Source organism: Lentibacillus kimchii (assembly GCF_055381965.1).
On the sequence record NZ_AP043934.1, the window covers coordinates 1676327 to 1701273 of the forward strand.

General features: G+C 42.5%; 26 protein-coding genes. 2 read left to right on the plus strand and 24 right to left on the minus strand.

Annotation, left to right across the window (positions count from 1 at the left end; all coding sequences use genetic code 11):
- Positions 1-70: 70 nt before the first annotated feature.
- From deoC to gpr, 12 genes are all read right to left on the minus strand, one after another.
- Complete coding sequence (gene deoC / locus ACZ444_RS09045; RefSeq protein ID WP_382360917.1) at positions 71-730, minus strand: deoxyribose-phosphate aldolase; 660 nt, start codon at positions 728-730, stop codon at positions 71-73.
- Positions 731-873: 143 nt separating this feature from the next.
- Positions 874-1632 carry a 16S rRNA (uracil(1498)-N(3))-methyltransferase gene (locus ACZ444_RS09050; RefSeq protein ID WP_382361686.1) on the minus strand — a complete coding sequence of 253 codons (759 nt, stop codon included), beginning with the start codon at positions 1630-1632 and terminating at the stop codon, positions 874-876.
- Position 1633: 1 nt separating this feature from the next.
- Positions 1634-2590 (minus strand): 50S ribosomal protein L11 methyltransferase, encoded by a 957-nt coding sequence (gene prmA / locus ACZ444_RS09055; protein ID WP_382360914.1) that lies wholly within the window; start codon positions 2588-2590, stop codon positions 1634-1636.
- Positions 2591-2749: 159 nt separating this feature from the next.
- A complete protein-coding gene (dnaJ, locus tag ACZ444_RS09060) occupies positions 2750-3868 on the minus strand; it encodes a molecular chaperone DnaJ (protein ID WP_382360911.1) in 1119 nt (372 codons plus the stop codon).
- A 297-nt stretch (positions 3869-4165) separates the two neighbouring features.
- Positions 4166-6025: a molecular chaperone DnaK gene (dnaK, locus tag ACZ444_RS09065; protein WP_382360908.1), complete on the minus strand. Its 1860-nt coding sequence runs from the start codon at positions 6023-6025 to the stop codon at positions 4166-4168.
- A 34-nt stretch (positions 6026-6059) separates the two neighbouring features.
- Positions 6060-6650 (minus strand): nucleotide exchange factor GrpE, encoded by a 591-nt coding sequence (gene grpE / locus ACZ444_RS09070; protein ID WP_382360905.1) that lies wholly within the window; start codon positions 6648-6650, stop codon positions 6060-6062.
- A gap of 192 nt (positions 6651-6842) precedes the next feature.
- Entirely contained in the window at positions 6843-7874 is a 1032-nt protein-coding gene (hrcA, locus tag ACZ444_RS09075; RefSeq protein ID WP_382360902.1) for a heat-inducible transcriptional repressor HrcA, read from the minus strand.
- Positions 7875-7950: 76 nt separating this feature from the next.
- Positions 7951-9111, minus strand: a complete 1161-nt coding sequence (gene hemW, locus ACZ444_RS09080; RefSeq protein WP_382360899.1) for a radical SAM family heme chaperone HemW — start codon at positions 9109-9111, stop codon at positions 7951-7953.
- A 51-nt stretch (positions 9112-9162) separates the two neighbouring features.
- Complete coding sequence (gene lepA, locus ACZ444_RS09085) at positions 9163-10974, minus strand: translation elongation factor 4 (protein ID WP_382360896.1); 1812 nt, start codon at positions 10972-10974, stop codon at positions 9163-9165.
- Between the two features lie 135 nt (positions 10975-11109).
- Positions 11110-11397 (minus strand): hypothetical protein, encoded by a 288-nt coding sequence (locus ACZ444_RS09090; protein WP_382360893.1) that lies wholly within the window; start codon positions 11395-11397, stop codon positions 11110-11112.
- 11 nt (positions 11398-11408) lie between these two features.
- Positions 11409-12581 carry a stage II sporulation protein P gene (gene spoIIP / locus ACZ444_RS09095; RefSeq protein WP_382360890.1) on the minus strand — a complete coding sequence of 391 codons (1173 nt, stop codon included), beginning with the start codon at positions 12579-12581 and terminating at the stop codon, positions 11409-11411.
- Between the two features lie 109 nt (positions 12582-12690).
- Positions 12691-13788 (minus strand): GPR endopeptidase, encoded by a 1098-nt coding sequence (gene gpr, locus ACZ444_RS09100; protein WP_382360887.1) that lies wholly within the window; start codon positions 13786-13788, stop codon positions 12691-12693.
- 174 nt (positions 13789-13962) lie between these two features.
- Here gpr and rpsT point away from each other — a divergent pair, with 174 nt between their 5' ends.
- Entirely contained in the window at positions 13963-14238 is a 276-nt protein-coding gene (gene rpsT / locus ACZ444_RS09105) for a 30S ribosomal protein S20 (protein ID WP_464433275.1), read from the plus strand.
- Between the two features lie 109 nt (positions 14239-14347).
- On the opposite strand, the gene holA is transcribed toward rpsT, so the two are convergent.
- On the minus strand, positions 14348-15355 hold the full coding sequence (gene holA / locus ACZ444_RS09110) for a DNA polymerase III subunit delta (protein ID WP_382361683.1): 1008 nt from the start codon (positions 15353-15355) through the stop codon (positions 14348-14350).
- Positions 15356-15692: 337 nt separating this feature from the next.
- Between holA and ACZ444_RS09115 the strand changes: the two genes are divergently transcribed.
- Positions 15693-15827, plus strand: a complete 135-nt coding sequence (locus ACZ444_RS09115; RefSeq protein ID WP_382360881.1) for a YqzM family protein — start codon at positions 15693-15695, stop codon at positions 15825-15827.
- Between the two features lie 56 nt (positions 15828-15883).
- Here ACZ444_RS09115 and ACZ444_RS09120 read toward each other — a convergent pair whose 3' ends face one another.
- The 11 genes from ACZ444_RS09120 to ACZ444_RS09170 all read right to left on the minus strand — a co-directional run bounded on the left by ACZ444_RS09120 (position 15884) and on the right by ACZ444_RS09170 (position 24584).
- A complete protein-coding gene (locus ACZ444_RS09120) occupies positions 15884-18163 on the minus strand; it encodes a DNA internalization-related competence protein ComEC/Rec2 (protein ID WP_382360878.1) in 2280 nt (759 codons plus the stop codon).
- 4 nt (positions 18164-18167) lie between these two features.
- The gene (locus ACZ444_RS09125) at positions 18168-18731 is read right to left on the minus strand and encodes a ComE operon protein 2 (protein WP_382360875.1); all 564 of its coding nucleotides are present in this window, start codon (positions 18729-18731) and stop codon (positions 18168-18170) included.
- Between the two features lie 52 nt (positions 18732-18783).
- The gene (locus tag ACZ444_RS09130) at positions 18784-19341 is read right to left on the minus strand and encodes a helix-hairpin-helix domain-containing protein (protein WP_382360872.1); all 558 of its coding nucleotides are present in this window, start codon (positions 19339-19341) and stop codon (positions 18784-18786) included.
- Between the two features lie 198 nt (positions 19342-19539).
- Positions 19540-20292, minus strand: coding sequence for a class I SAM-dependent DNA methyltransferase (locus tag ACZ444_RS09135; protein ID WP_382360869.1), 753 nt, complete (start codon positions 20290-20292; stop codon positions 19540-19542).
- Between the two features lie 5 nt (positions 20293-20297).
- Complete coding sequence (gene rsfS / locus ACZ444_RS09140; RefSeq protein ID WP_382360866.1) at positions 20298-20654, minus strand: ribosome silencing factor; 357 nt, start codon at positions 20652-20654, stop codon at positions 20298-20300.
- Positions 20647-21231, minus strand: coding sequence for a bis(5'-nucleosyl)-tetraphosphatase (symmetrical) YqeK (yqeK, locus tag ACZ444_RS09145; protein WP_382360863.1), 585 nt, complete (start codon positions 21229-21231; stop codon positions 20647-20649). The genes rsfS and yqeK overlap by 8 nt, the downstream gene beginning before the upstream one ends.
- Complete coding sequence (locus ACZ444_RS09150; RefSeq protein WP_382360860.1) at positions 21224-21787, minus strand: nicotinate-nucleotide adenylyltransferase; 564 nt, start codon at positions 21785-21787, stop codon at positions 21224-21226. The genes yqeK and ACZ444_RS09150 overlap by 8 nt, the downstream gene beginning before the upstream one ends.
- 14 nt (positions 21788-21801) lie before the next feature.
- On the minus strand, positions 21802-22104 hold the full coding sequence (gene yhbY, locus ACZ444_RS09155) for a ribosome assembly RNA-binding protein YhbY (RefSeq protein ID WP_382360857.1): 303 nt from the start codon (positions 22102-22104) through the stop codon (positions 21802-21804).
- A gap of 3 nt (positions 22105-22107) precedes the next feature.
- Entirely contained in the window at positions 22108-22953 is an 846-nt protein-coding gene (gene aroE, locus ACZ444_RS09160) for a shikimate dehydrogenase (RefSeq protein ID WP_382360854.1), read from the minus strand.
- Positions 22954-22965: 12 nt separating this feature from the next.
- A complete protein-coding gene (gene yqeH / locus ACZ444_RS09165; protein WP_382360851.1) occupies positions 22966-24066 on the minus strand; it encodes a ribosome biogenesis GTPase YqeH in 1101 nt (366 codons plus the stop codon).
- Positions 24067-24068: 2 nt separating this feature from the next.
- Positions 24069-24584: a YqeG family HAD IIIA-type phosphatase gene (locus tag ACZ444_RS09170; protein ID WP_382360848.1), complete on the minus strand. Its 516-nt coding sequence runs from the start codon at positions 24582-24584 to the stop codon at positions 24069-24071.
- Positions 24585-24947 lie beyond the last annotated feature (363 nt).

Sequence of the window (24947 nt, forward strand, 5' to 3'; positions counted from 1 at the left end):
TATATTTAAGTCTTTAAATCAACTAAAAGTTTATAACCAAGACCGACTCAGAGGCACCTGCCTGTCGGAATCACTCTTCTGCACTGTCTATAATCGCAGCACCGGCGCTGGCACCAATCCTGGAAGCGCCAGCATCAATCATGGCTGTCATCGTTGACAGATCACGAATGCCGCCTGAAGCTTTAACACCCATAGCGTTTCCAACAGTTTTCCGCATCAATTGAACATCGCTGACAGCGGCTCCACCGCCCGAAAATCCTGTCGATGTTTTAACATAGTCGGCACCTGCCTGTTCAGCCAAGTAGCAGGCACGTACTTTTTCTGCATTCTCCAGAAGAGACGTTTCAATAATCACTTTTGTCAAAGCGTGTTCCTTTGCTGCAGCAATAACGGCCCCAATATCCTGCTGGACAGTTTCATCGTTGCCCGACTTTAATTCACCGATATTCATTACCATATCCACTTCAGTCGCACCATCTTTAAGTGCCTGATTTGTTTCAGCAACTTTGGATGCTGTCGATGTGGCTCCAAGCGGAAACCCTATAACAGTACATACTTTCACGTCTGTGTCATGTAAATAAGCATAGCAATATGGGACCCAGTAAGGATTAATGCAAACCGAGGCAAACCCGTACTCCCGTGCCTCTCTGACGACCTGGCTCATCTTGTCTTCAGTTGTATCAGGTTTTAATTGTGTATGGTCAATATATTTAGCTAGTTCCCGGCTCATTTTCTGATTCCTCCTAAATCATCAATGGTATCTCTTGAGTTTAACATATCGGTATCAGAGATGCAGGCGTTAACGCCGGCATGTACCAGATTCAGATCACAGCAAATCACGCAACGGCGAAAGAAACAGCACCTTGTTCGATATTAATAATACGCTGACTCTTCAAATTGGTAAGAGATACTTGCCAGCGCATATAAAGCAGCTGTTTCTGTGCGTAAAATACGCGGCCCCAGACGTACAGGGTAGAATGCATTTTGTTTTAACAAATCAGCCTCTTTTTCGGAAAAACCGCCTTCTGGACCAATAACAATCAGTACGCGTTCTCCCGGCCGCACGTTCTTGATATAACTGCTGAATAACTGCTGTGTTTCTTTTTTTGCCTCTTCCTCATAAGCGAACAATTTCAGATGATAGCCTGCATTCACCTCAGCCAGTTTCTTAAGATCACTGATCGGCTGAATAGACGGCATTTTATTACGCTGGCTTTGTTCACTTGCTTCTTTGACAATTTTATTAAATCGCCGCATCTTTTTGTCCATTTTTTTATCATCCCAGACAACAACTGTCCGTTCAGACCGGACAGGAATAAATGAAGCCGCACCCAGTTCTGTTCCCTTTTGCAGGACTGTTTCCATTTTATCGTTTTTTGGCAGTCCCTGGGCAATCGTCACTTCAACAGGGGATTCGGCAGATCCCTCCAGCCATTCCTTAACGACCGCGTGAACCACATTATTTGTAATGGACGTTATGGTTGAGGTGGCAGCTTGCCCGTTCGGATGGCTGCAAATAATCGTTTCACCCGTTTTAGACCTCATAACGCGGATGATGTGATGGGCATCATCACCGGTTATCACAATTTCGTTATCATTCCAATTTTCTGCTGGTACAAAATAGCGCTGCAACTCACGCACCACTCTCTTTTTGAGGCTTTTGTGCAACAATCGCGATCCAGTCTTCCATAGCACTCACACCAACAAGGTGAAAACCAGCCTCTTTCAGACCATCTTCCACCATCTGTTGCTTATCCTGAATGATGCCAGACGTGATAAAATAGCCGCCTGGTTTCAGGTTTTTCCAGGCATCAGGAATAAAAGTCACAATAATTTCCGCTAGAATGTTGGCTATAATAGTGTCAGCTTGTCTATCAACCTGATCGAGCAAATCATTCTGTTCCGCAAAAATCTTATCCTGGAGACCATTTAAATCACGATTAATCTGCGTGCTTTTAACAGCAACATCGTCGAGATCCAATGCATGAACGACCCCGGCACCGAGAAGACCGGCAGCAATACTTAGCACACCGGAACCACATCCTACATCGATGACGGTATCATTCGTATGTATATAGCACTCTGCAGCTTGAAGACTTAACAGCGTTGTCGCATGTGACCCAGTTCCAAATGCCATACCTGGATCAAGTTCAATCATAATTTCATGATCTGCTGGTTCATAGTCTTCCCAAGTCGGGACAATTGTCATTGTGTCAGATACGTTAACGGGATTATAATACTTCTTCCAAGCGTTCGCCCAATTTTCTTCGTTAACTTCGTTCAACACCTCAATTTGCGTCTTTCCGGTATCCACTTCATATGCAGGCAGTGCCTGAACAGCTGACTCAATATGCTTAATTGATTGCTGCAAGTCACTGTTTACCGGCAAATAGGCTGTAACATAAACGCCTGTTTCAGGATAATCAGCGGGATTCAATTCATATATCTCACCAAAAGAAGACCTTCGTTCCTTATTTAAATCGGCCGGATCATTAATAACCAGCCCATTAATGCCTGTCTCATATAGAATATTGCTAATTGGTTCAACAGCTTCACGGGTTGTATGTATACGTATTTCAGACCAGTTCACAATACAGCCTCCTGCTTTTCTGGCGATAGCAAACAATTAAAATTTAATCAAACCATTAGAATGAAAGGACTTCTGCCAGCACCCCCATTCTATAAAAATAATTCTTATTTAGGGGGGCGTTCAGAAGTCCCTCATAATCTTTCTTATGTCAGCCGGATGTTAATTTTTGAAGGCATTTTTGAAACGCTGGAACAACGAGCCTTGTTCGTCTGTGGCTTCATTTCCGCCAATTTCATTAAATTCTCTCAGCAATTCCTTTTGCCGATCAGACAGCTGGCTCGGTGTGACCACTTTAACTTCAACATGCTGGTCGCCTTGGCCATAGCCATGTACGTTAGGAGCACCTTTACCTTTTAATCGGAAGACTTTTCCTGTTTGTGTGCTCGCAGGAATTGTCAGCATCACTTTGCCGTGAACAGTCGGCACTTCAACTTCATCGCCAAGAGCTGCCTGTGCAAACGTAATTGGAAGTTCACAGTAGATATGGTCGCCATCACGTTCAAAAAACTCATGCGTGCGCACCTGAATAACGACAAACAAGTCTCCCGGCGGTCCGCCATTAACACCTGGCTCGCCTTTGCCGGCTACTCTGATTTGGTGACCTTCATCAATACCTTTAGGAATGGTGATGTGAATGCTTTTATTCGTCTTCACTTTGCCGTTGCCGCCACATGTATTACATTTTTCCGGAATGATTTTACCAGTACCATTACAATAATGGCATACACGGCGATTAACGACACGGCCAAATGGTGTGTTCTGCTCGGTATTTAATTGACCAGATCCCTGACAATGGGAACAAGTCTCCGTTTTCGTACCAGGTTTGGCACCGGAACCATCGCATGTGTCACATTCTTCTTCGCTTGGTATATTGATATCTGTTTCTTTCCCGAAGATGGCCTCATCAAAATCCAATGTCATGGTATACTGTAAATCAGCGCCTTGCTGCGGTGCGTTCGGATCACGTCTGCGTCCGCCGCCGAAGAACATATCAAATATATCACCAAAACCGCCAAAGTCACCGAAGCCTTGAGCACCACCAAATCCACCTTGGCTTTCAGCTCCAGCATGGCCGAACTGATCATATTGTGTTCGTTTTTGTTCATCACTCAGTACTTCATAAGCTTCTTTGACTTCTTTGAATTTTTCAGAAGCATCTTCTTCTTCACTGACATCCGGATGATATTTTCTTGCCAATTTGCGATAAGCTTTTTTTATATCGTCCTTCGAAGCATCTTTATCGACGCCGAGCACTTCATAATAGTCGCGTTTACTCACTTGTGCATCACTCTCCCGACACTATTCAATACATATTATCGTACCATTAATACCATTTTCATCGCAAATATTGGTATCATGGTCTGTTCATCAGTGAAAAAAGTCAAAGTCAAGAAAACCTGACTTTGACTTGGTTTTACTGAATAAAGGTCAGTTCGTCACCCTGTTGGAGGAGGAAATAGAAGTCTCACAGAAACGCTCATACTGCTGACAGACACGTGACGGGCACGCTTTCCTCCCCCCCTGCAGAGCTAACGTCATTGATCACGTTTTATGAAGCGACTATCATTTAGTCCCTTAACTGTTATTTTTGTTGTCTTCGTCATCATTTTCGTCATCATTGACGTCTTTATAATCCGCATCTTCGACATTGTCATCTGAATTTTGGCCATCATCTTGCTGACCTTCTTCAGATTGCTGTTCCTGAGCCATTTGTTCATACATCTTAACAGACAGCTGCTGGACTTGCTCTTGTAACGCATCTTTCTTTTCTCTGATCTGTTCAAGATCATCCGCTTCAATAGCGTCCTGCAATTCTTTTTTAGCATCTTCAGCTTTTTGTTTTTCATCATCTGTTATATTGTCGCCCAAGTCTTTGATCGTCTTATCAGTTGTGAATACTAACTGATCAGCTTCATTACGAAGATCGGCTTCTTCACGGCGTTTTTTGTCTTCTTCCGCATTCTGCTCTGCTTCTTTAACCATATCTTCGACTTCATCGTCTGACAGACCCGATGACGACTTAATGGTGATAGACTGTTCTTTATTCGTGCCTTTATCTTTAGCACTGACATTGACAATGCCATTTGCATCGATATCAAATGTTACTTCAATTTGCGGTGTGCCACGTGGTGCTGGCGGAATATCCGTCAGCTGGAAGCGGCCCAGCGTCTTATTATCGGCAGCCATTTCACGTTCACCCTGGAGCACGTGAATATCAACAGCCGTTTGATTATCAGCTGCCGTTGAGAAGACCTGAGATTCACTGGTAGGGATCGTTGTATTACGCTCAATCAGTTTTGTCGTAACACCGCCCATTGTTTCAATACCCAGTGACAGTGGTGTAACGTCCAGAAGCACAACGTCTTTGACATCGCCTTGCAGAACACCGGCTTGAATAGCAGCACCCATTGCAACTACTTCATCAGGGTTAACGCCTTTTGATGGCTCTTTGCCGATGTTTTTCTTGATAGCTTCCTGTACAGCAGGAATACGGGTTGAACCACCTACCAAGATGACCCTGTCGATATCTTTCGCTGCCATATCCGCGTCTTTAAGTGCTTGACGTGTTGGTCCCATCGTCCTCTCAACAAGATCTGTTGTGAGTTCTTCAAATTTAGCACGTGTCATGTTCATTTCAAAATGCAGCGGGCCATTTTCGCCAGCTGTAATAAACGGCAATGAAATTTGTGTTTGACTGACACCAGATAGTTCTTTCTTAGCTTTCTCGGCAGCATCTTTCATGCGTTGTTTAGCCATTTTGTCTTGTGAAAGGTCAATGCCATATTCTTTTTTGAATTCTTGAATCATATGATTCATTATCAATTCATCGAAATCATCGCCGCCCAGTTTATTGTCACCAGCTGTCGCAACAACTTCAAACGTACCTTCACCAATGTCTAGGATGGATACGTCAAATGTACCACCGCCAAGGTCAAAAACGAGAATTGTCTGATCCTGCTCTTCTTTATCAATGCCATAAGCCAGAGATGCTGCTGTCGGTTCGTTAATAATCCGTTCAACTTCCATTCCCGCTATCTTGCCTGCGTCTTTTGTTGCTTGACGTTCAGCGTCGTTGAAATATGCTGGTACTGTAATGACTGCCTTATCGACCGTATCTTCCAAATAATCTTCAGCATAAGATTTAATATGCTGCAGAATGATCGCAGAAATTTCTTGTGGCGTGTATTCTTTTTCGCCAATGGTTACTTTTTGATCAGTACCCATATATCTTTTGATAGACTCAATTGTATCAGGGTTTGTAATAGCCTGTCTCTTAGCTACTTCGCCAACCTGGCGTTCATCATTTTTGAAGGCTACAACAGATGGTACTGTACGATTACCTTCAGGTGTTGGTATAACGACTGATTCGCCGCCTTCCATCACTGCTACAACCGAGTTTGTTGTTCCTAAATCGATGCCAATTGTTTTACCCATAGTCAATCTCCTCCTTCAAAGCTTATCCAATAGATTATTTATTGACTTTGACCATAGCTGGCCGGATAACGCGATCTTTCAAATAATAACCTGTTTGCAACTCTTCTGTAACTACTTCTGAATCTGCTTGTTCATCTTCAACTTGCATAACGGCATGATGGATGTTTGGATCGAATGGCTTTCCAACCGATTCAATTTCCTCAACGCCCTGTGCCTTCAATGCGTCTTTCATCTGGTTATATACCATATTCATGCCATCAGCAAAACTTTTTGTATCATCCGGCACATCTGTCTGAAGCGCGCGTTCAAAATTGTCAAGAACTGGCAGTAATTCTTTCGCGAGATCTTCTGCCTGGTATTTGCGCTCTGACTCTTTTTCTTTTTGCGACCGTTTTTTGAAGTTGTCAAATTCTGCCTGAACACGGAGCAGCTGCTGATTTAAGTCATCCCTTTCCTGCTGGAGCTGATCCAATTCAGCCTGATTGGGCTTTTCGCCGTCTTCTGATGACTTCTCTTCAGAGCTCTCCTGATTATCAGCATCAATAACTTCTGCTGTAACGGTCTCTTCTGTTTCTTCATCCTTTTCGTCATTCTGATTCATTGTTTCCTGATTTTTATCTGCCATCCCTGCCACCTCCAGTATGAAATTTGCCAAGATAGAATATACCACGAAACATGTTGAATATAAACATATTGTTCCTAAAAAATATGACGTCATGCTAAACAGTCAATATTGGACAAAACAAGTGTTTTTGTCCATGTAAGAAGAAGACAGTTTCCTGATTTTCTTCTTTAACATTGACGGGTTGCAAGCATCTCAGTCATCAGGATGATACCACTCACCCAGTACGTCAGTCATTTCGGATGATATGGCATTCAACAAGGCAATCATCCGTTTATATTCCATCCGTGTCGGTCCGATTAATGCAATCGTTCCCGTTTGCCCATCATTCATGTCATATGTTGCTGTAATCAGACTGCATTCTTTAATCGCATCAACTTTATTTTCATGACCAATGGAAACTCTAATGCCATAAGAAGCATCTTTTAGCAAGTCTGCCAGTTTATCTTCTTCCTCAATCAGTGAATAAACCGAACGCACTTTATCAATGTCATTGAATTCAGGCTGCATCAGCAGATTTGTTTTACCGCCGAAATACAATTTGAACGTGTTTTCATTATCAAATGCCGCTTTCAGATAGGCAAGGGACGATTCGACATCTCCCATATACTTGCCCATTATATTAGCCATTTCACCATTTAGCTTATTGGGCATATTAATTAAAGGCACGTTATGCAATCGATCATTTAAAATGTTAACCATCTTTTCCAGATCTGATGCATCAATCATTTCCGGTACTGAAAACAAACGATGCTCCACATGGCCAGTATTGGTTACCAAAATAGCCACTGCAGTTGAAGGCGATAAAGAAATGATTTGCAGCTGTTTCACTCTCGTCTCAAACATTTCCGGCCCCAGAATAATGGAGGTATAGTTTGTTATCTCGGACAGAATCTCCGCAGAACTTTGGACAATCTGTTCAAATTGAAACAGCCCATTCTGCAGCCTGTTTCGGATAATCCGTCGATCGTCTTTCATTCTCAAAGGCGAAATCAGATGATCAACATAATACCGATACCCCAGTTCTGATGGAATTCGACCGGAAGATGAATGTGTTTTTTCCAGGAATCCCAATTGCTCTAAATCAGCCATTTCGTTCCGGATGGTTGCCGGGCTGTACTGAATGTCATTCTTCTTAGCAATCGAACGTGAACCAATAGGACGTGCTGATTCAACGAAATCATCAATAATGACTTGCAGAATCAGTAACTGTCTTTCTGTTAACATGAGGATCACCTCTGTTAGCACTCCGCCCTTCCGAGTGCTAATGCTAACCATAAATTATCAAATCCCGTTTTTTTTGTCAACGAACATGTTCCAGTTCCTGTTCATCCAGCAAGAATTGTTCAAAGACATCGTCACCAAACAACATACCCTTGTCAGTTAACTGAAGATTATTCCCGTTTTGCTGCAGCCAGCCTTTTTTACTGAGAAAAGCGAGAGCGTCATTGAAAAGCGTCTCCAGGGAAAATCCATATCGCGACATGAAACGGTCAGCATTAACACCTTCCGTCTTGCGCAAACCAAGAAACATCTCTTCTTCAATCATTTCCTTAAGACCTATCTCTTCAGTATGCACTACCGGCTTTCCGTCTTCCATAGCCTTCTGCACATAATCCGGAAGCGGCCCAATATTGCTCACTCGTTTGCCGGGCAGATAACCGTGGGCACCCGCTCCAAACCCGTAGTAATACTCATTATCCCAATAAACAAGATTGTGCTGGCTTTCAAAGCCTGGTTTGGCAAAATTGCTGATTTCATATTGCCTGGTTCCCAGATGGCGCATCGTTTTCTTTAAAATGTGATACATTTCAACTTCTTCTTCTTGTGGCGGACGATGCAATTTTCCTTTTTTATAACGGCGGTAAAAGGCCGTTTTGGGTTCGATCTGTAAAGCATATGCAGAATAATGCGGCAAATCAAATGCCACAGCTTCATCAAGTGTCTGCCTGAAATGCTCAACTGTCTGGTTCGGCAACGCATAAATCAGATCAAGACTTATATTATTAAAATGATGCTGCTGCAAACTATCAAGTGTCCGGTACACATCACTGACTGTATGCAACCGCCCAATCTCTTTAAGAAAAGCATCATCAAATACCTGAACACCTAATGAAATGCGGCTCACACCATAACTTTTCAGCAATTCGATCATATCACTATTAAAATCGCCGGGATTACCTTCGATCGTGAATTCAGAACAGCTGGATACATCAAATTTACTGCTGATCACCTGCAAGAGTGATCGCATCTGGTATATCGTTAAAGCAGTGGGGGTTCCGCCACCAATATAAATCGTTTTGACAGGATTATTCAGCCCGGGAACTTGTGTATTCATTTCCTGGGCAAGTGCCTCAATATAGTCTGTTGCCTGTTTTTCTTTATAAAAAGCTTTATTAAAATCACAATAGTAACAAATTTGCTGACAGAACGGTATATGAATATAAACCGATTGAGCCTCCATGATAATCTCCCTTACACAGAACAGGACAGGGCATGCCCAGTTCTGTCAAAATTAGTCGCCGTCGTCCATTCTCAATACAGCCATGAATGCTTCTTGAGGAATTTCAACTGATCCAACCATTTTCATACGTTTTTTACCCTCTTTTTGTTTTTCCAGAAGCTTGCGTTTTCGTGTCACATCGCCGCCATATAACTTCGCTGTGACATTTTTCTTCACGGCTTTAATGGTTGACCTGGCGATAATTTTATTACCGATAGCAGCCTGAACCGGCACCTCAAATTGCTGCCTGGGAATGAGGTCTTTCAGCTTATCAACGATGTGTTTTCCGCGTTCATAAGCAAAATCCCGATGAACAATAAAAGACAAGGCATCAATGGTATCGCCGTTTAAAAGAATGTCCATTTTAACCAGATCGGAAGGATGATATCCCATTATTTCGTAATCAAATGAAGCATATCCCTTAGTCTGGGATTTCAGCTGATTAAAGAAATCATAAACGATTTCCGACAATGGCATATGATAGACAATATTGACGCGGACCTCATCAAGATATTTCATGTCAGTAAACTGGCCGCGCTTTGCCTGAGCAATTTCCATGACAGAACCGACAAATTCATTCGGCACCATGATTGATGCTTCCACAAATGGCTCCCGGACTTCATAAACGAGCTGTGAATCAGGCATCATAGTTGGATTATCAACTTCAACTACATCACCATCTGTCTTTTCGACCTCGTAAATAACTGATGGAGCCGTCGTAATTAAATTAACATTAAATTCACGTTCAATCCGTTCCTGTATGACCTCCATATGCAGCATGCCCAGAAAACCACAACGAAAGCCAAATCCTAATGCTTGTGAACTTTCAGCTTCATACTGCAGTGATGAATCATTTAATTCCAGTCTCCCCAAAGCATCACGCAAATCACTGTATTGGTCAGATTCAACGGGGAACAGACCGCAAAATACCATTGGTTTCATTTGTTGATAACCAGGCAGCGGTTCACTGGCCGGATTCTTGGAACGCGTGATCGTATCACCGACTTTTGTATCGCTGACATTCTTGATGGAAGCTGTCAAATAGCCAACATTGCCAACCGTTAATTCCTCCTGGGCTATCGGATTAGGTTTAAAAACGCCCAGCTCATTAACTTGAAATTCTTTACCATTGGCCATCAGCTGGATTTTATCACCTACTTTGACTGAACCCTCTCTAATACAAATATAAGAGACAGCACCGCGATAAGAATCATACAGCGAATCAAATATTAGAGCTTTCAGCGGATTATCTGGCTTGCCAGCCGGTGCTGGTACATCGGCAACAACTCGCTGCAGAATTTCATCAACTCCTATATCATCTTTGGCTGATGCGAGTATAATCTCGTCCTTATCGATACCAATAACGTCTTCCAGTTCCTGCGCCACCCGTTCTGTATCGGCATTTGGCAAATCAATTTTATTGATAACCGGAATAATCTCCAAATCGTTATCAAGGGCGAGGTAGACGTTCGCAAGCGTCTGAGCTTCAATTCCCTGAGCTGCATCCACAACTAAAACAGCTCCCTCACATGCTGCAAGACTTCGGGAAACCTCATATGTAAAATCGACATGTCCGGGCGTATCAATTAAATGAAAGAGGTAGTCCTCGTCGTTTTTATCTTTATAATTCAGCTGCACGGCATTTAACTTAATCGTAATACCCCGCTCCTGCTCTAAGTCCATCGCATCCAAAAACTGCTCTTTCATTTCACGCTGTGTCAAGGCTTTTGTTTTTTCCAGAATGCGGTCTGCTAATGTCGATTTGCCATGATCGATATGGGCAATAATAGAAAAGTTGCGTACGTTCGCTTGTTTAATAGTCATATTGACCGTCCACTCCTACTTTATTTCCTGTTTCCTCCAACTTAACGAATCTGCACGGAAACCATGATAACTAGGTTTGATTATAGCAATAGCACGGCATACATTCAAGAAACAGCCACCTAAACAACAAGCACTTTAAAAAAATACCTGCACCAAATCATATGTCATACCAACGACTATTTCATAAAATCCCTTGACACCAGACTCTAAAAATTGAGCCGTTTTCTGTGTTAAATGGTCGGGTGAGTCAGACATCTCCGGTTCCTCTTCAGGCAATTCTTCAACAATTACCTGTTTTTCCTCAGCTTGTTCAACCGTTTTATCGGAATCAGTCTGGTTCGCCTGATTCTCACGGTCCATTCCAATGACCAGGCCTATTAAAAAAAACACGGCTAATGACAGCATGACAATAAGCGTACGCACAAGATCCCCCCCTATTCATCAGCATCCACTTTCTCAGCATCCCAGTAATAATCACTGAAAATATCAGCAACTGCATCAGCCGTCCGGTACAGCTCATCCAGATTATTTTCAATGCCTCCAATTTCCATCAGCATAGCGTTCGGTGATAGATCCTGATTATAGATTCCATTACTGCCAGCACCTTTTTTGGTAATGACACCTCTGCTGAGGCCTGGATATGTTTCTTCAATTCTCTTATGAAGCTCATTGGCGATTTCCAGATTATTATCATAATCCTCATACTTCGCCCCAACAACAAACATAATCCGGGCATAATCTTCACCGTCTATTTCTTTAGTCGTTTTGCCCCGTTTCATCGAATCCCGATGCACATCGAAAGAGTACTGCAAGTCGTCATTACCCGTGAACGCCTCCTCAACGACCTCTCTTGACGCCTGATAGGATTCATAGTATTCCAGATCCTGTTCGTTCAGTTCATGCATAATATCAGTATGATCTACTTTAGTCCCAATACCATTTGTCTCCAATTCATCAGCAAACCGCTCACTTACTTTGCCAACATTCACCTCATCGTGCTGAGCCTCATCACCATTGTCAGCATCGGGCAAATGAGGTAAAAATGATTCCCGATTATGCGTGTTGTAGATAAAGACAACATTACGATCTTTTGTGGTCGGTCCTTTTTTATCACCGTCTGTCTCTTCCTGATTTTTCTCCTCCTCAACTACTGCATCGCGTTCTTTTAAAATCTCATCCAGAGGAGGCGCTGACTCGACAGGCAAATTCGTATAATCTGTTCCTTCTCCAGCTACGATGATTTCATTCTGAAACGTTAGAAATCCCGGCAATTCCTGACCTAAAAGGCTCCGTGTATCACTTGGTTTGATATTGGTAGCCATTTCAAACAGCATATTGGAGATATCCGGCATTTCCTGATCTTCCGGATAGGCTTCTTCAAACCCTTTGTTCTCCATACGCATCAAGTATAAAAAAATCGAACTGTCCAAATCACTCGTCCAGTTGGTAATTGTGTTCGAGGAAAACCGGTAAGCCGGTGATACAGTCGTCAAAAAACCAATACCGATAAATAAAACAGCTACACAGATGATATAAAGACCGCTTTTCTGATAAAAATGCCGCAATAGTTTTTTGCGTTTTGGCTCTGATTTGTTGTTATGATCCATCGTCCCACTCCTCTTAAGAATGTCCCTTAGTAGAATCTATGACATTCATTCAGGAGATAGAACCAATTCTCTTAAATGCCAGAAATGATAGACAAATCAAAAGCGGCCTTCAACGGGAATAGTCTGCAGCATTATCAGCTGTTATGCTGCTATGCATGGCTGCATTTAATCCTTTAGCTATAACATCCGCCATATCCCTCATGAATCCGTCCACCTCTTTCGGAGTTACCATTAAATTGTAACCAGCTGGTGTTAGAACCTCCTCAATTAATGATTTTTTGTCTTGTTCAGATAACGTTCCAACGATTCCCAGAAATCGCTTCCGTTTTTCGTCATCAGGCAAATCATCATCAGTTAACTCCTTATGACCAAATGTTAATCCGGCAGGCGTTAATGAGTTGGCAGGTCTGTCTTTATCCCGCCATTCTCTGCCAAGGTGTTTTAGTATCAAATCAATGGTATCGCTTGTAATGGTGACAGCATCCACAACGGTTGGAACGCCAACAGCAAATACCGGCACGCCAAGTGTTTCCTGACTTAATTCTTTTCGTTTATTGTCCACACCCGAGCCCGGATGAATACCCGTATCAGAAATTTGAATGGTTTCATTCACACGATCAACCGAGCGGGAAGCAAGAGCATCAACAGCAATGACAAAATCCGGCTTGAATTTCTCTGCAATTCCAAAAATAATGTTGCTGGTCTCAATCCCTGTTACCCCCATCACCCCCGGTGTAACAGCAGCTACTGGCCGGTAACCGTCTGAGACTGTTTCGTGTTCCAGCTCAAACAAATGATTCGTGACAAGCACCTTTTCAACAGACATTGGTCCGAGCGCATCTGGTGTGATGTTCCAATTGCCAAGCCCGACAACTAATCCCGTACTGTCAGCTGGCACATGATGTTTCTTTAATAGTTCTTTTAATTCACTTGCAAATACATTAGCCGCGTTTTGCTGTTTTTGCGTATCCTGCTTTTTAACGCCATCAGCGTAAAGCGTAATGTAGGAACCTTCTTTTTTTCCGATCCGTTTTTCACCTTCTGCATTAATGTCAATATACGTTAGAGCGATGTCTCGCTCTTGTTTATCACGGACCGTGACACCCTTAATATCCTGCTTGTTTTCTTTGTCTTTTTCCACATACATATCACGGGACTCAACTGCCAAATCAGTTCGAACATTGAACAACTCGTCCTCTACAGTCATACAAACCCTCACTTTCATACATTTCTAAACGTGTTTATAGGTTTCACGTTTTCTGTGTAAATCATACAGACGCAAGCGATATCTATTGAAAAGGGGTAACGTGTCTGATAAAATATCCGTTGTTGTGCTAGAACTTAATGAGTTTTACAAGGTTTAAATGTATATTTTCAGGAGGTGACTTCATTGGCAAATATTAAATCAGCAAAAAAGCGTATTGACATTAATGAAAAAAACCGCATTCGGAACGCCGAATTCAAATCAGAAATGCGCACCTATATTAAACATTTGGATAAACTAATCCAGCAAAATGATGCAGAAGGAGCTAAAGAGGCCCTTCCAAACACTATCAAGAAAATCGATAAAGCTGTTCAGCACGGCGGTGTCCATAAAAATAGTGGCAATCGCGAAAAATCCCGTTTAACAAAAGAAATTAATAAACTGGGTGCCTGATGATTACAGTCAGTTCTGACTAATACAGCTAAGACTGTACATGTTACATGGTTGTTTTTAGCCATAAAAAAAGCGATCCTCCTATGGGGATCGCTTTTTTTATGGCTATTCAGCGGATTAGTTGATAGAGTAAAAGCTCAAAAGCAAGTTCTTTTTCCATTTTGCCCTGTTTGATTGCTGTATCGGTCTGTGTTAATTGATCTATAATCTTCTCCAACCCCTGAATTGTAAACTGACTCATTCGCTGGCTGGCCATTTTAATGACATACGGATGGGCACCAATTTGTTTTTGCATTTGAAATTGCGTGTATCCTTTGTGACTCATAAGCTTTACGCGCAAGATAGTCCGAAACTGAAAAGCAAGCAGTGCAATCAGCCCAATAGGATCTTCCTTCATTTTCTCCAGATCCTTATATATGGAAACAGCTCTGTGCAAATCACGATTGATAACAGCATCAACAAGCCGCAATGAAGAACCGGTTTCGGTATGTGAGATTAGATGATCAGCTATATCCTTGGTGATGACACCATTTCCGCCCGTAAAAGTCGCTAGCTTTGCCAATTCATTCTGAACCTGATACAGATTCGTTGACAGCTCTGACGCCAGCATATCCAATGCTTCTTCTTCAATTGAAACACGCATAGCACCGGCTAAATTGTTAATCCAGGATTTGAGTTCATACTCTTTGATTGGCTGACACTCAGCTGTAACAGCTGTTTGTTTCAGAACTTTACTGACTTTTTTGCGTTCATCAATTTTCTCATAGGGGGCAGAGAAGATAAGCACCGAATAGTCAACCGGTTGTTCCAAATAGTGAATTAAAGCATTTAAATCATGTTCAAAGGGGAGTTTATCCGGTTTGGGCTTTAAAAACGACGGATTGTCCGCCATAATTAGTTTAGTGCCTCCAAAAAAAGGGTAAGTTTCAGCGTCTGTTATCACATCCTGGATCGGTGTCTCCTGCAAATCGTAAACCACTAAATTCTCTTCAGATTCTTCTGTGAGAACAGCACTTTTAATGTACTTTGTTATATTTTGTATAAAATAAGATTCCGTTCCATATAATAAATAGACAGGTGCGATTTGTTCTTGCTTAACTCGTTGCAGTACATCCATATATGCCAAGATATTCACTCCAATGCGATATAAACAATCGTAAAGCTTAATGCACCGAATAGCAAACAGTTTTCACGTACGTAAGGAAAACGCTGAAGTGAGACATACATGCACTTAAAATGGCGGGGAACAGTTAATTCCCCGCCTATCATCTATAAATAAACGTTTAAAAGCCAGCCCTAGAAACGGACTTTTAAACGGTGTTTGGCCCTGCAGTTATTAGCATATCCCTGACTGATGAAAGTATAGATGTCAACTCTTGTTAATCATTTTCAGACTAAATGTGGATTTTTTTATGTATTTATTTTATACTTGGAATATATTAGGAGGGGTGACGATGAACGATTTTGAAAAAGATGTGCAGTCAAAAAATAATGATGTTGTCGACTCAATTAAAGGATTTGGATTCTCCTTCGTTTTCTTTGTTCTGATCTTTGCTATTGGTTCAGCCGTCAATTATTTCGGCTCATAATGGCAGCAAAAGAGACTGTAGATGATAAACAGTCTCTTTTTTGTTTGTATGACAGTCTATGGCTTAAAGACAGAAAAGGTTCCCTTTGACCCTGTGAAATGAAACTGAATGGCACCTTTCTGATCAGTTCTTAAAATAGTAACACCTGCCTCATCAAGTGTCTTGATAACACTCGGAGTCGGATGGCCGTATTGATTATTCTCACCGGCTGAAATCAGCCCATATGCCGGCTCTAACTGCTCGATAAAGCCGGGATCCGTAGACGTGTTACTACCATGATGTGCCACCTTCAGAACCGAGGGGTTCAAACCAGGATAATCACCCGCCAGCTGTCTTTCTGTTTCCTTTCCGATATCACCCGTAAACAACCATTCTTCTCCGCCCATTTGTGTATAGAGGACAAGTGAGTTTTGATCCTTATCATTTTTATCCGTATGGGGTGCTAATACCTGGAAGGTCTGTTTACCTACCGTCATAACGTCGTCAGTCGATGCACGGATCACCTCTGTCTCATTCCTTTCCAATGCCTTTGCAAGCTGTTTCGAAAAGACAAAATAATCACTTACAATGACACTGCCAACGGTCAGCTCATCGGCCATAAATTTCACACTGCCCATGTGGTCCATATGATCATGTGAAATAAAGACAGCATCCACCTGCGTTATACCCCGCGAATATAAATACGGACGAATAATTTGTTTGTATTCATTATCCGATGCAGCGTCATCGCCAAAAGATAACTCTGCCCCGGCATCCACAACTATCACACCTTGGCGATAAGGAAGTTCAATAACCATTGCACCCCCTTGCCCAATATTAAGCATGGTGAAATGACCTGCCGGAGAAAAATAAGGACGGAGCATAAGCAGCATTATAAGCGCGGTTATGAAACAACCGTACTTAAAGGCTTGCCACAGCTGGTTTAACGTCACTTTCTTCATAAAAATAACAAACAAAGTATAGTATACGAGCGCTCCGGCAAGCGGAAAGGAGCCAATCACCCAGGGAATGTATAAAGTCTGATCAATCCATTCAACAGATGACAGAAACATATCATGAATTGAAATAAATAATTGATCAGCATAAGAAACAAGCCACTGAGACACTGGAGCCACCAGCAGGATCCCGAACATAAAAGGAATAACAAACAGTGTGAAGTAAGGAACAACGATCAGATTTAAGGGTATAGACAGCGGATGAAATGTGTGGAAATAGGCTATCTGCAGCGGCAAAATCATCATTTGTGAGACAAAACTGATATTTAGAACGGTGAAAAAAGAACTGGTCGTTTGAGCAAGCCAGCTTCTGGATAAAAGCAGACCAAACGTGACGCAAAACGAGAATTGAAAACCGACATAATACAGCATATATGGATCAAACAGCACTAGCAGTAAAAAAACAATACTGAGAACGTCAGTCACGCTCAACGTCCACTTCCACTTATTAGCAAGCAAGAATAAAACAACCATAAAAGCTGCCCGCAGAACAGATGGCTCACCACCAGCAAGGAAGACATAGAGCGGTAAAAAGAAGATAACGATCCAGTGTGCTTTTTCTTTGGTGAGCAGATTCAATCTCACAAGCAGAAAATAGATTAAGGCGACAACGATACCAACATGGAGTCCGGAAATGGCCATCAGATGTGATAAACTCCACCGCTGAAAACGTTCCGTCATTTCCTCATCCAGCCCGGAATCATCACCAAATACAAGAGCATTTAACCATGAAGCAGTATCGGAACTAACCTTACTATCAACATACTTAATCAGATCACTACGCAGCTCATAAACCGTGTTCATCATTGAAGCCCCAGTACAGCTAATGTCCTGCGGCGAATCAAGTACCACTTGATAACGAATGTCCTGTGTCAGTAAATACCGCTGATAATCAAATTGACCGGGATTTTTGTTTGACGGCGGTATTTCGGGATCGCCCCGAATTGTACAGGTCGCACCAGATTTTAATTGCTTGCCTATATTTTTCGCATCATTAAAATGGACAACAAGAAATGTGTGGTCTGATCTGTCATCGGAGAGCTCAAAAGCAGTCCGGCTGTCAGATGTTTCTATGGGGCTGGTAATTTCTCCTGTAAAATTGGATTCATTCATGGGATACGTCTCACTGCTGCTCTGTGGTTTTTCTAACTGAGGGATATAAATTGAGGCTGACATGGCAAAGGCTAAGGAAATGAGGAGAGTAAGCTTCCCTAACCTATTGTAATAAACTAAATACAATAACCAAATAACAAATAAAGCCAGCAGCCATTTTTGGCCAAATAAGACTGTCAGAAAAGCAACCGTGACGCCCAAGGCAGGAAAATGCCAGAAACCTTTCATGCCTTCACCTATGAAACAAACCAGCAGCTTCAGCTTTTAACATTTCATAACGAGAGCGGTCATTCGTTTGCGTTTCAAGTTCCTGAAGCAGCCGGTCGACATACGCTTCTTTTTCCTGATACTCCTGATCAATCTGCAGATCCGTTAACACAACGTTATACGTTTCAACCCCGGCCTTTTTAAGCAATTCCATCGCATACGAATGGTTATTATAGTCTTCAGCATAATAAATTTTTTTGATGCCGGCCTGGATGAGTTGTTTGCAGCACTGCAGACATGGAAAATGGGTGACATAAATCTCGGAGCCATCCGTTGGGACACCGAACTTAGCACACTGCAGAAGTGCATTGGCTTCTGCATGAATAGTACGGGCACAATGCCCATCAATCATGTAGCACCCCTCGTCAATACAATGCACATCACCGGAAACACTTCCATTATATCCACCGGCAATGATGCGTTTATCTCTGACGATTGTTGCCCCCACCATAAGTCTTGTACAAGTGCTCCGCAATGCCAGAAGGTAGCTTTGCGCCATAAAATACTGATTCCAGGAAATACGTTCCATGATGATCGTCCTCCTTCTTCTAACTGAATAGATCCTCTCCATTATTGAAATACTAGGGAACTTGAATATCGTCCTTCAGAGATTCCAATGTCTTATCACCAATACCTGATACGTCCAGAATATCGTCGGCTGTTTTAAAATAACCATTCTCCTCTCGATACTGAATAATCGCTTCTGCTTTGGATGGACCAATGCCATTCAATTCTTCCAATTCTTCCTGTGATGCCTTATTAATTCGCATTTGCGACGTTTTATTGTTTGCAGATGCCGGTTTTGCATTGTCAGCACCGTCTTTCGGCACGTTCACAATCATTTCATCCTGCACTTTTTGAGCTAGATTGACCGTGGCCTGCTCAGCCTTTTCTGTGAAACCGCCGGCCATCTTAATAACGTCATTAACGCGGGTGTCAGATTCCACCTCATACACACCAGGTTCGTCCACCTCACCTTTCACATCTACCATAACACGCCCTTCTTCCGATACGTCATCTTCACTTGCTTTTGTGAGAGTACCTTCTTCCTCTGATGGCAAACTTGGGTCAGATACTGCCGTATCAGCACCCGTATTGTGGTTAAAAAGCAAAACCAGACCAATTATTAACACAATCACTAGCGGGAAACCAAACTTCTTAAGAGGGGTTAACAATGTATGCCGTCACATCCTTCGGGGAAAAGTCAGAGGTCAATCGGTTTAGCGTTTGGAAGCAGTTAATGGGGGGTTCTTCACGAGACGCTCTATACCTCTGGTTAATCTATTCGACATTCTCTGGCAAAATCCTTCTTAAACATATGAAAAGATCGGAAAAAATTATTCCGATCGTTTAACAGCCGTTATGAACAGTCTTTCAGCCTCGTTCTCATGATCATTCGGATGCAGTGAAAAATCGGCCGAAACAGATTGTATGTCAAAACCCGCTTGCTTTAACGCCTGATTATAAAAATCAATTGAAAAGGTCCTCTGATGATGCCATTCATCAAACCGGTTAAATTGCTCCTGATCTCTGACGAAAAAAGTCAGGTCATGATACATATCACCTGGCCCGTCACCTTCCTGACAAAACCATATGTATGAAATATCATCCGAAACAACAGCAAATGTCTGATTGACCAAATGGTGTTCAACATGAAAAAGGGAGTGGACATCAAAGACAAACAGCCCACCTTGTTTAAGTACGCTGGCTGCGTTTTCAAAGACCGTATAAACATCTTCTTCTTTCGTTATATAATTGATAACATCACAAAAACTGATCGCCATATCCTGATCTACAATGCCGTTCAGCTCACGTAAATCTTGCTGAAGCCACTGAACTGGGACATCAATTTGACTGGCACGCTGTTCCGCCACGCTCAGCATGGCACCTGAATTATCAACGCCCGTCATGCGATAGCCCAACTGGGAAAGCCTCGTGGTAATCTGGCCTGTGCCACACCCTAAATCGACAATTGAGTCAATATCCTTTCCACATGATCGAATTGTCTGACCTGTGAAGTCTATCCAATCATCGTATGGCGCATCTTCCATAAGCTGGTCGTAATAATAAGCCATTTGCTCATACGTCATAGCTGTCACCCATTCTGGCCGGCGTTAAGTTCAACTCGGGAAGCATCCCCCCATAAACGCTCAAGATTATAATACTGTCGTTCATCATGATGAAAAATATGACACACAATATCGCCCAGATCAACCAGGATCCAGCGGGCTTGATCAAAACCTTCCATGCGTATAACCTGGAGTTCCGCTTCGTCCATTGTGTCTTTAACAGCTCTCGCAATGGCCTGAACCTGACGTTCATTCGTTCCATGACAAATTAGAAAATAATCTGTCATCAGCGAAATATCCTCCATATCCAAAGCAATAATATCTTTTGCCTGCTTAGCATCACAGGCATCTGCAACCATTTGTATGACCGTTTGATTATCCATGACTGTTATTACCTCCGCTTAAACGTATCGTTAAATCATTATAAGCATAAAATGTATCGGGATAGACGGTTTTATGCTGACTGACTAAAAACTGAATCGTATTCCTTAAAGCCATCCAAGCTGCCTGATTTAAATCCGTTTCAGCCATCTCCCTGGCTTCCTCTACGCCGGGAAACGATCGGCCGGGTTCAATATAGTCCGCAACAAACAGAATCGTCTCCAGCAAGCTCATATCAGCTCTGCCAGTTGTATGATAATAAATAGCATTTCGTATGTCCTGATCAGCTACACCATGTTTTTGCTTAACGATCATGTAGGCTGCCGGACCATGCCACAGTTCATGATGGTAATCAAGCAGATCGGCTGGCAAATCATTATCCTGAATGATCCCGCGCAAATCTTCGAGCGGAAAATATTTAGCATAATCATGCAAAATAGCTGCTATCTCAGCTTTTTCAATTGAAGCCCCGTTTTTTTCCGCCAGTTGTTTGGCAACGTCAGCTACTCGAAGTGTATGATCGAAACGTGTCTGTTTTAAATGAGGTTTGACAATTTCAATAGCTTCATCTCTATTCATACAATCGGTTCTCCTTTATATAAGTTTCAACGCTCTCTGGGACCATGTACTTAATCGTTTTTTCGCTGCGCACACGGTTTTTTATTGCCGTTGAGGAAATTTCCATGAGCGGAACATCCATTGTCCGTATGGCATAGTGACTGTTAATCGTGTAGCCTTTGCGATTAACACCAACAAACGTCACCATCTCCAGCAGTTGCTCAATATGCCTCCAGCGCGGTAAGTTCTCCACCATATCAGCACCAATAATAAAATAAAACGATGTGTCAGGGTGAGCTTCCTGAAGCCATTTCATTGTATCAAAGGTGAAGGATTTTCCTAAACGATTCACTTCAGTCGTCTCAACTTTAAAAAGAGGATTGTCCGCCGTCACCCGTTCAAGCATCGCCACACGGTCCATTGTGTCAGCAGCAGCGCTTTCCTTATGCGGCGGTTCATACGAAGGCATAAACCATACCTCATCAAGCTGTTGAGCATGGCAGACGTCGTTAGCTATTATTAAATGACCAATATGCGGCGGATCAAATGTACCTCCCAATATCCCAATAGATTTCATACAGAAGTCACTCCTTAACCATTGCTTTTTGGAAGTACAATCTGCTTATGCTCATCCGATTCTTTATAAAGAACAATGGTGTGGCCAATGACTTGCACAACATAACTTCCGCTCCGGTCAGCAAGCTTTTCAGCTGCTGTATTTTTATCTTCCGGACAGTTCTGAAGCACACTCACTTTCACTAATTCCCGTCTCTCTAGCGCCTCGCTGATCTGGTCAGCCATATTAGCGTTGACACCTGTTTTGCCGACTTGAAAAACGGGTTTTAATGAATTTGCCTGTGAGCGCAAATAGCGTTTCTGTTTACCTGTCAGCATAGTTTATCTCCCTTCCAGTACTGTTTTTAACGTCTGTTCCATAGTTTCCGTTTTGACTTTTTCCGACGTCCATAATTCAAAGGCATACAGCGCCTGATAAAACAGCATCGTATGACCATGAAGAATGGCAGCCCCTTTCTGCTTTGCCTGCCGCAGAAATGCCGTTTCAATCGGCTGATAGACAATATCACTGACGATTGTGTCTTCCCTTAGGTTATCCAATGACAGAATAAGTGTTTTATCATTCGGTTTCATTCCGACATTCGTTGTCTGGATAATCAGATCATAATAGTGGAGTTGCTGCTCCGCCTCTTGTAATGTCAGAATAACTGAATGAACGTTATCATCGCCCAGTTCGGCAATAGGCTCGGCACGGGAATGCGTCCGGTTTGCAATATCAATCCGGGTCAGACCAGCTGTCACCAGCCCGTCAAATATACCACGGGCCGCTCCCCCCGCACCAATCAGCAAAACCCGGCTCGTCTGTTTCTGAAAAATAGCAGGATAATGCTGTTTCAAACTGGCCGTATACCCCAGTCCATCTGTATTATAGCCAACCCATTGCCCGTTTTCCTGTACGACCGTATTAACGGCTCCAACTGCTCGCGCATGAGCATCTAATTGATCCAGATATGGTATGATCTCCTGTTTGTATGGCACTGTTACATTAAAGCCGTCGAATGGTACATGTTTAATCTGCTGCAACTTTTCGGCCAGTAACTGTTCTGACGCTAGTTCGATGAGCGAATACTCACCAGGCAAGTCACTCTTTTGAAGAAATTGCCGGTGAAGCCATGGGGACATTGAATGTTCAATCGGATAGCCGATTAACCCTAATTGATAATACAACTGTCTCCCCCCCTATATCAGCGATTTCCGCAGTGATGTCTGAAAACCTTTAGGTGTATGAACCGTAACCGTGACGCCTCCGCCGGGAACAGCCACCCACCCTAAGCCAGGAAGCACAATATCTATATCCTCCTGCGGCAATTTGTGTGTCTGGGCTGTTAATTCCGGGAGTGTTTGCAATGTTTTCTCATCAGGCGGCGATAAAAGTTCTCCCTTATGTTTTGTCAGCAGATTATCGGCGTTCTCTAATTTAGTCCGATGGATCGTCAAATCATTGGCGAAATAACAAACAAACGATTGCCGCTCGCCTTTCACGAAATCAATACGGGCCAATCCGCCGAAATAAAGGGTCTGCTGGCTATTAAGCTGGTATACCCGCGGTTTCATTTCTTTTTTTGGCTTGATAATTTTCAGATCATGGTCTGAAACATAATGAGCAATCTGCTGCATGTTCACAATACCCGGCGTATCAATCATAGCTGTTTCATTATCAAGTGGCATTTCAATAAACCCAAGTGTCGTACCAGGGAAATAGGATGTTGTAATAACATTCGAATCCCCTGTCGTATTACGGATCAGCTGATTGATAAACGTGGATTTCCCCACATTTGTCGTGCCAACGATATAAACGTCCTGACCAGCCCGTTCCTCTTCAATGGCCGTGCTCAATTCAGTGATACCATAACCTTTTTGCGAGGATATTAAATAAACCCCTTCTACCGCAATACCGGCTTCTTTGGCCGCTGAACGCAGCCATTTCGTTAAACTGTTCCGGTTAACGGACTTTGGCAATAAATCCGTTTTATTCGCCGCCAGGAGAACACGCTTATTGCCGACAATACGCGGCAAACTGCTGATCATCGTTCCATCCGCGTCAAAAATATCCACCAAATGAACGACGAGACCCGGCTTGTCACGTATCTGGCTGACCATAGCCAAAAAATCGCTGTCCGTCATCGACACATCCTGTATATCATTATAGTGTTTTAAACGAAAGCAGCGTTTGCATAAAATGGTATCATTATTTAAGACTGAAGCAGGGGTATACCCGGCTTTCTCCGGATCAGTCGTTTGAATCGGCGCGCCACATCCAACACAGTATCTGTCTGTCATGATCATTCCTCCCAGCTTATCTTGCCTTTTTTCCGCATATAACTTAAAATTCGCCGCTCAATTTTTCGATTGAACCTGGTTGCTTTGCTGTCTGTCTGAGCGATCGGCGTAACTAAAATTGTCGAAAACCCTGCGAGATTCCCGCCCAGCACATCTGTTAACAGCTGATCACCAATGACTATGATGTTATCTTGACTCAGTTTCATCTCTTTGGCAGCCCGTTTAAAGGAATGGGGCAACGGTTTTCTGGCATTAAACAGAAACGGCGCGTTCAGCGGCTCGGAAAATTTTTTCACACGTTCCAGATTATTATTTGAGATAATCGTTATATGAATATGATGCTCATTCATCTGTCTGAACCACTCGGCTATTTTCGATGTTGCATGGGGTGCATCCCAAGCCACAAGGGTGTTATCCAGATCAGTAATGATACCTTTAACAGACTGTTCGTTCAAGGATTCGGGATAAATATCAAAAATGCTTTTAACATGTTTACTTGGCAAAAAATATTTTAGCAACAATCTACACCTCTTGCGAATAATAAAAACCGCTTTAATCAGGGTGAATCTTAACCAGACAACTGCAAATAACACAACAGGTACTTATTATAACGCACATCACTATGAGGTTTCCATTATAGTAAGCAATTCTCTGCCAAAAAATATATGTCATCCAGAAGTATGCCAAAAAACGTTCGACATTTTCTTTCATTTTTTGATTTGTGGATAAGTCTATCAACAAAATCCACACTGAAATATCAGCATTTTTCCCTTTAATTAGCCATTTGTGCACAAGTTATCTACAAGCGATTGTAGATAACTGCCAGCTTGTTCTAATAGCTGTTCCATGGTAAATTAATGTTAATCAATCCAGTAAAGCCC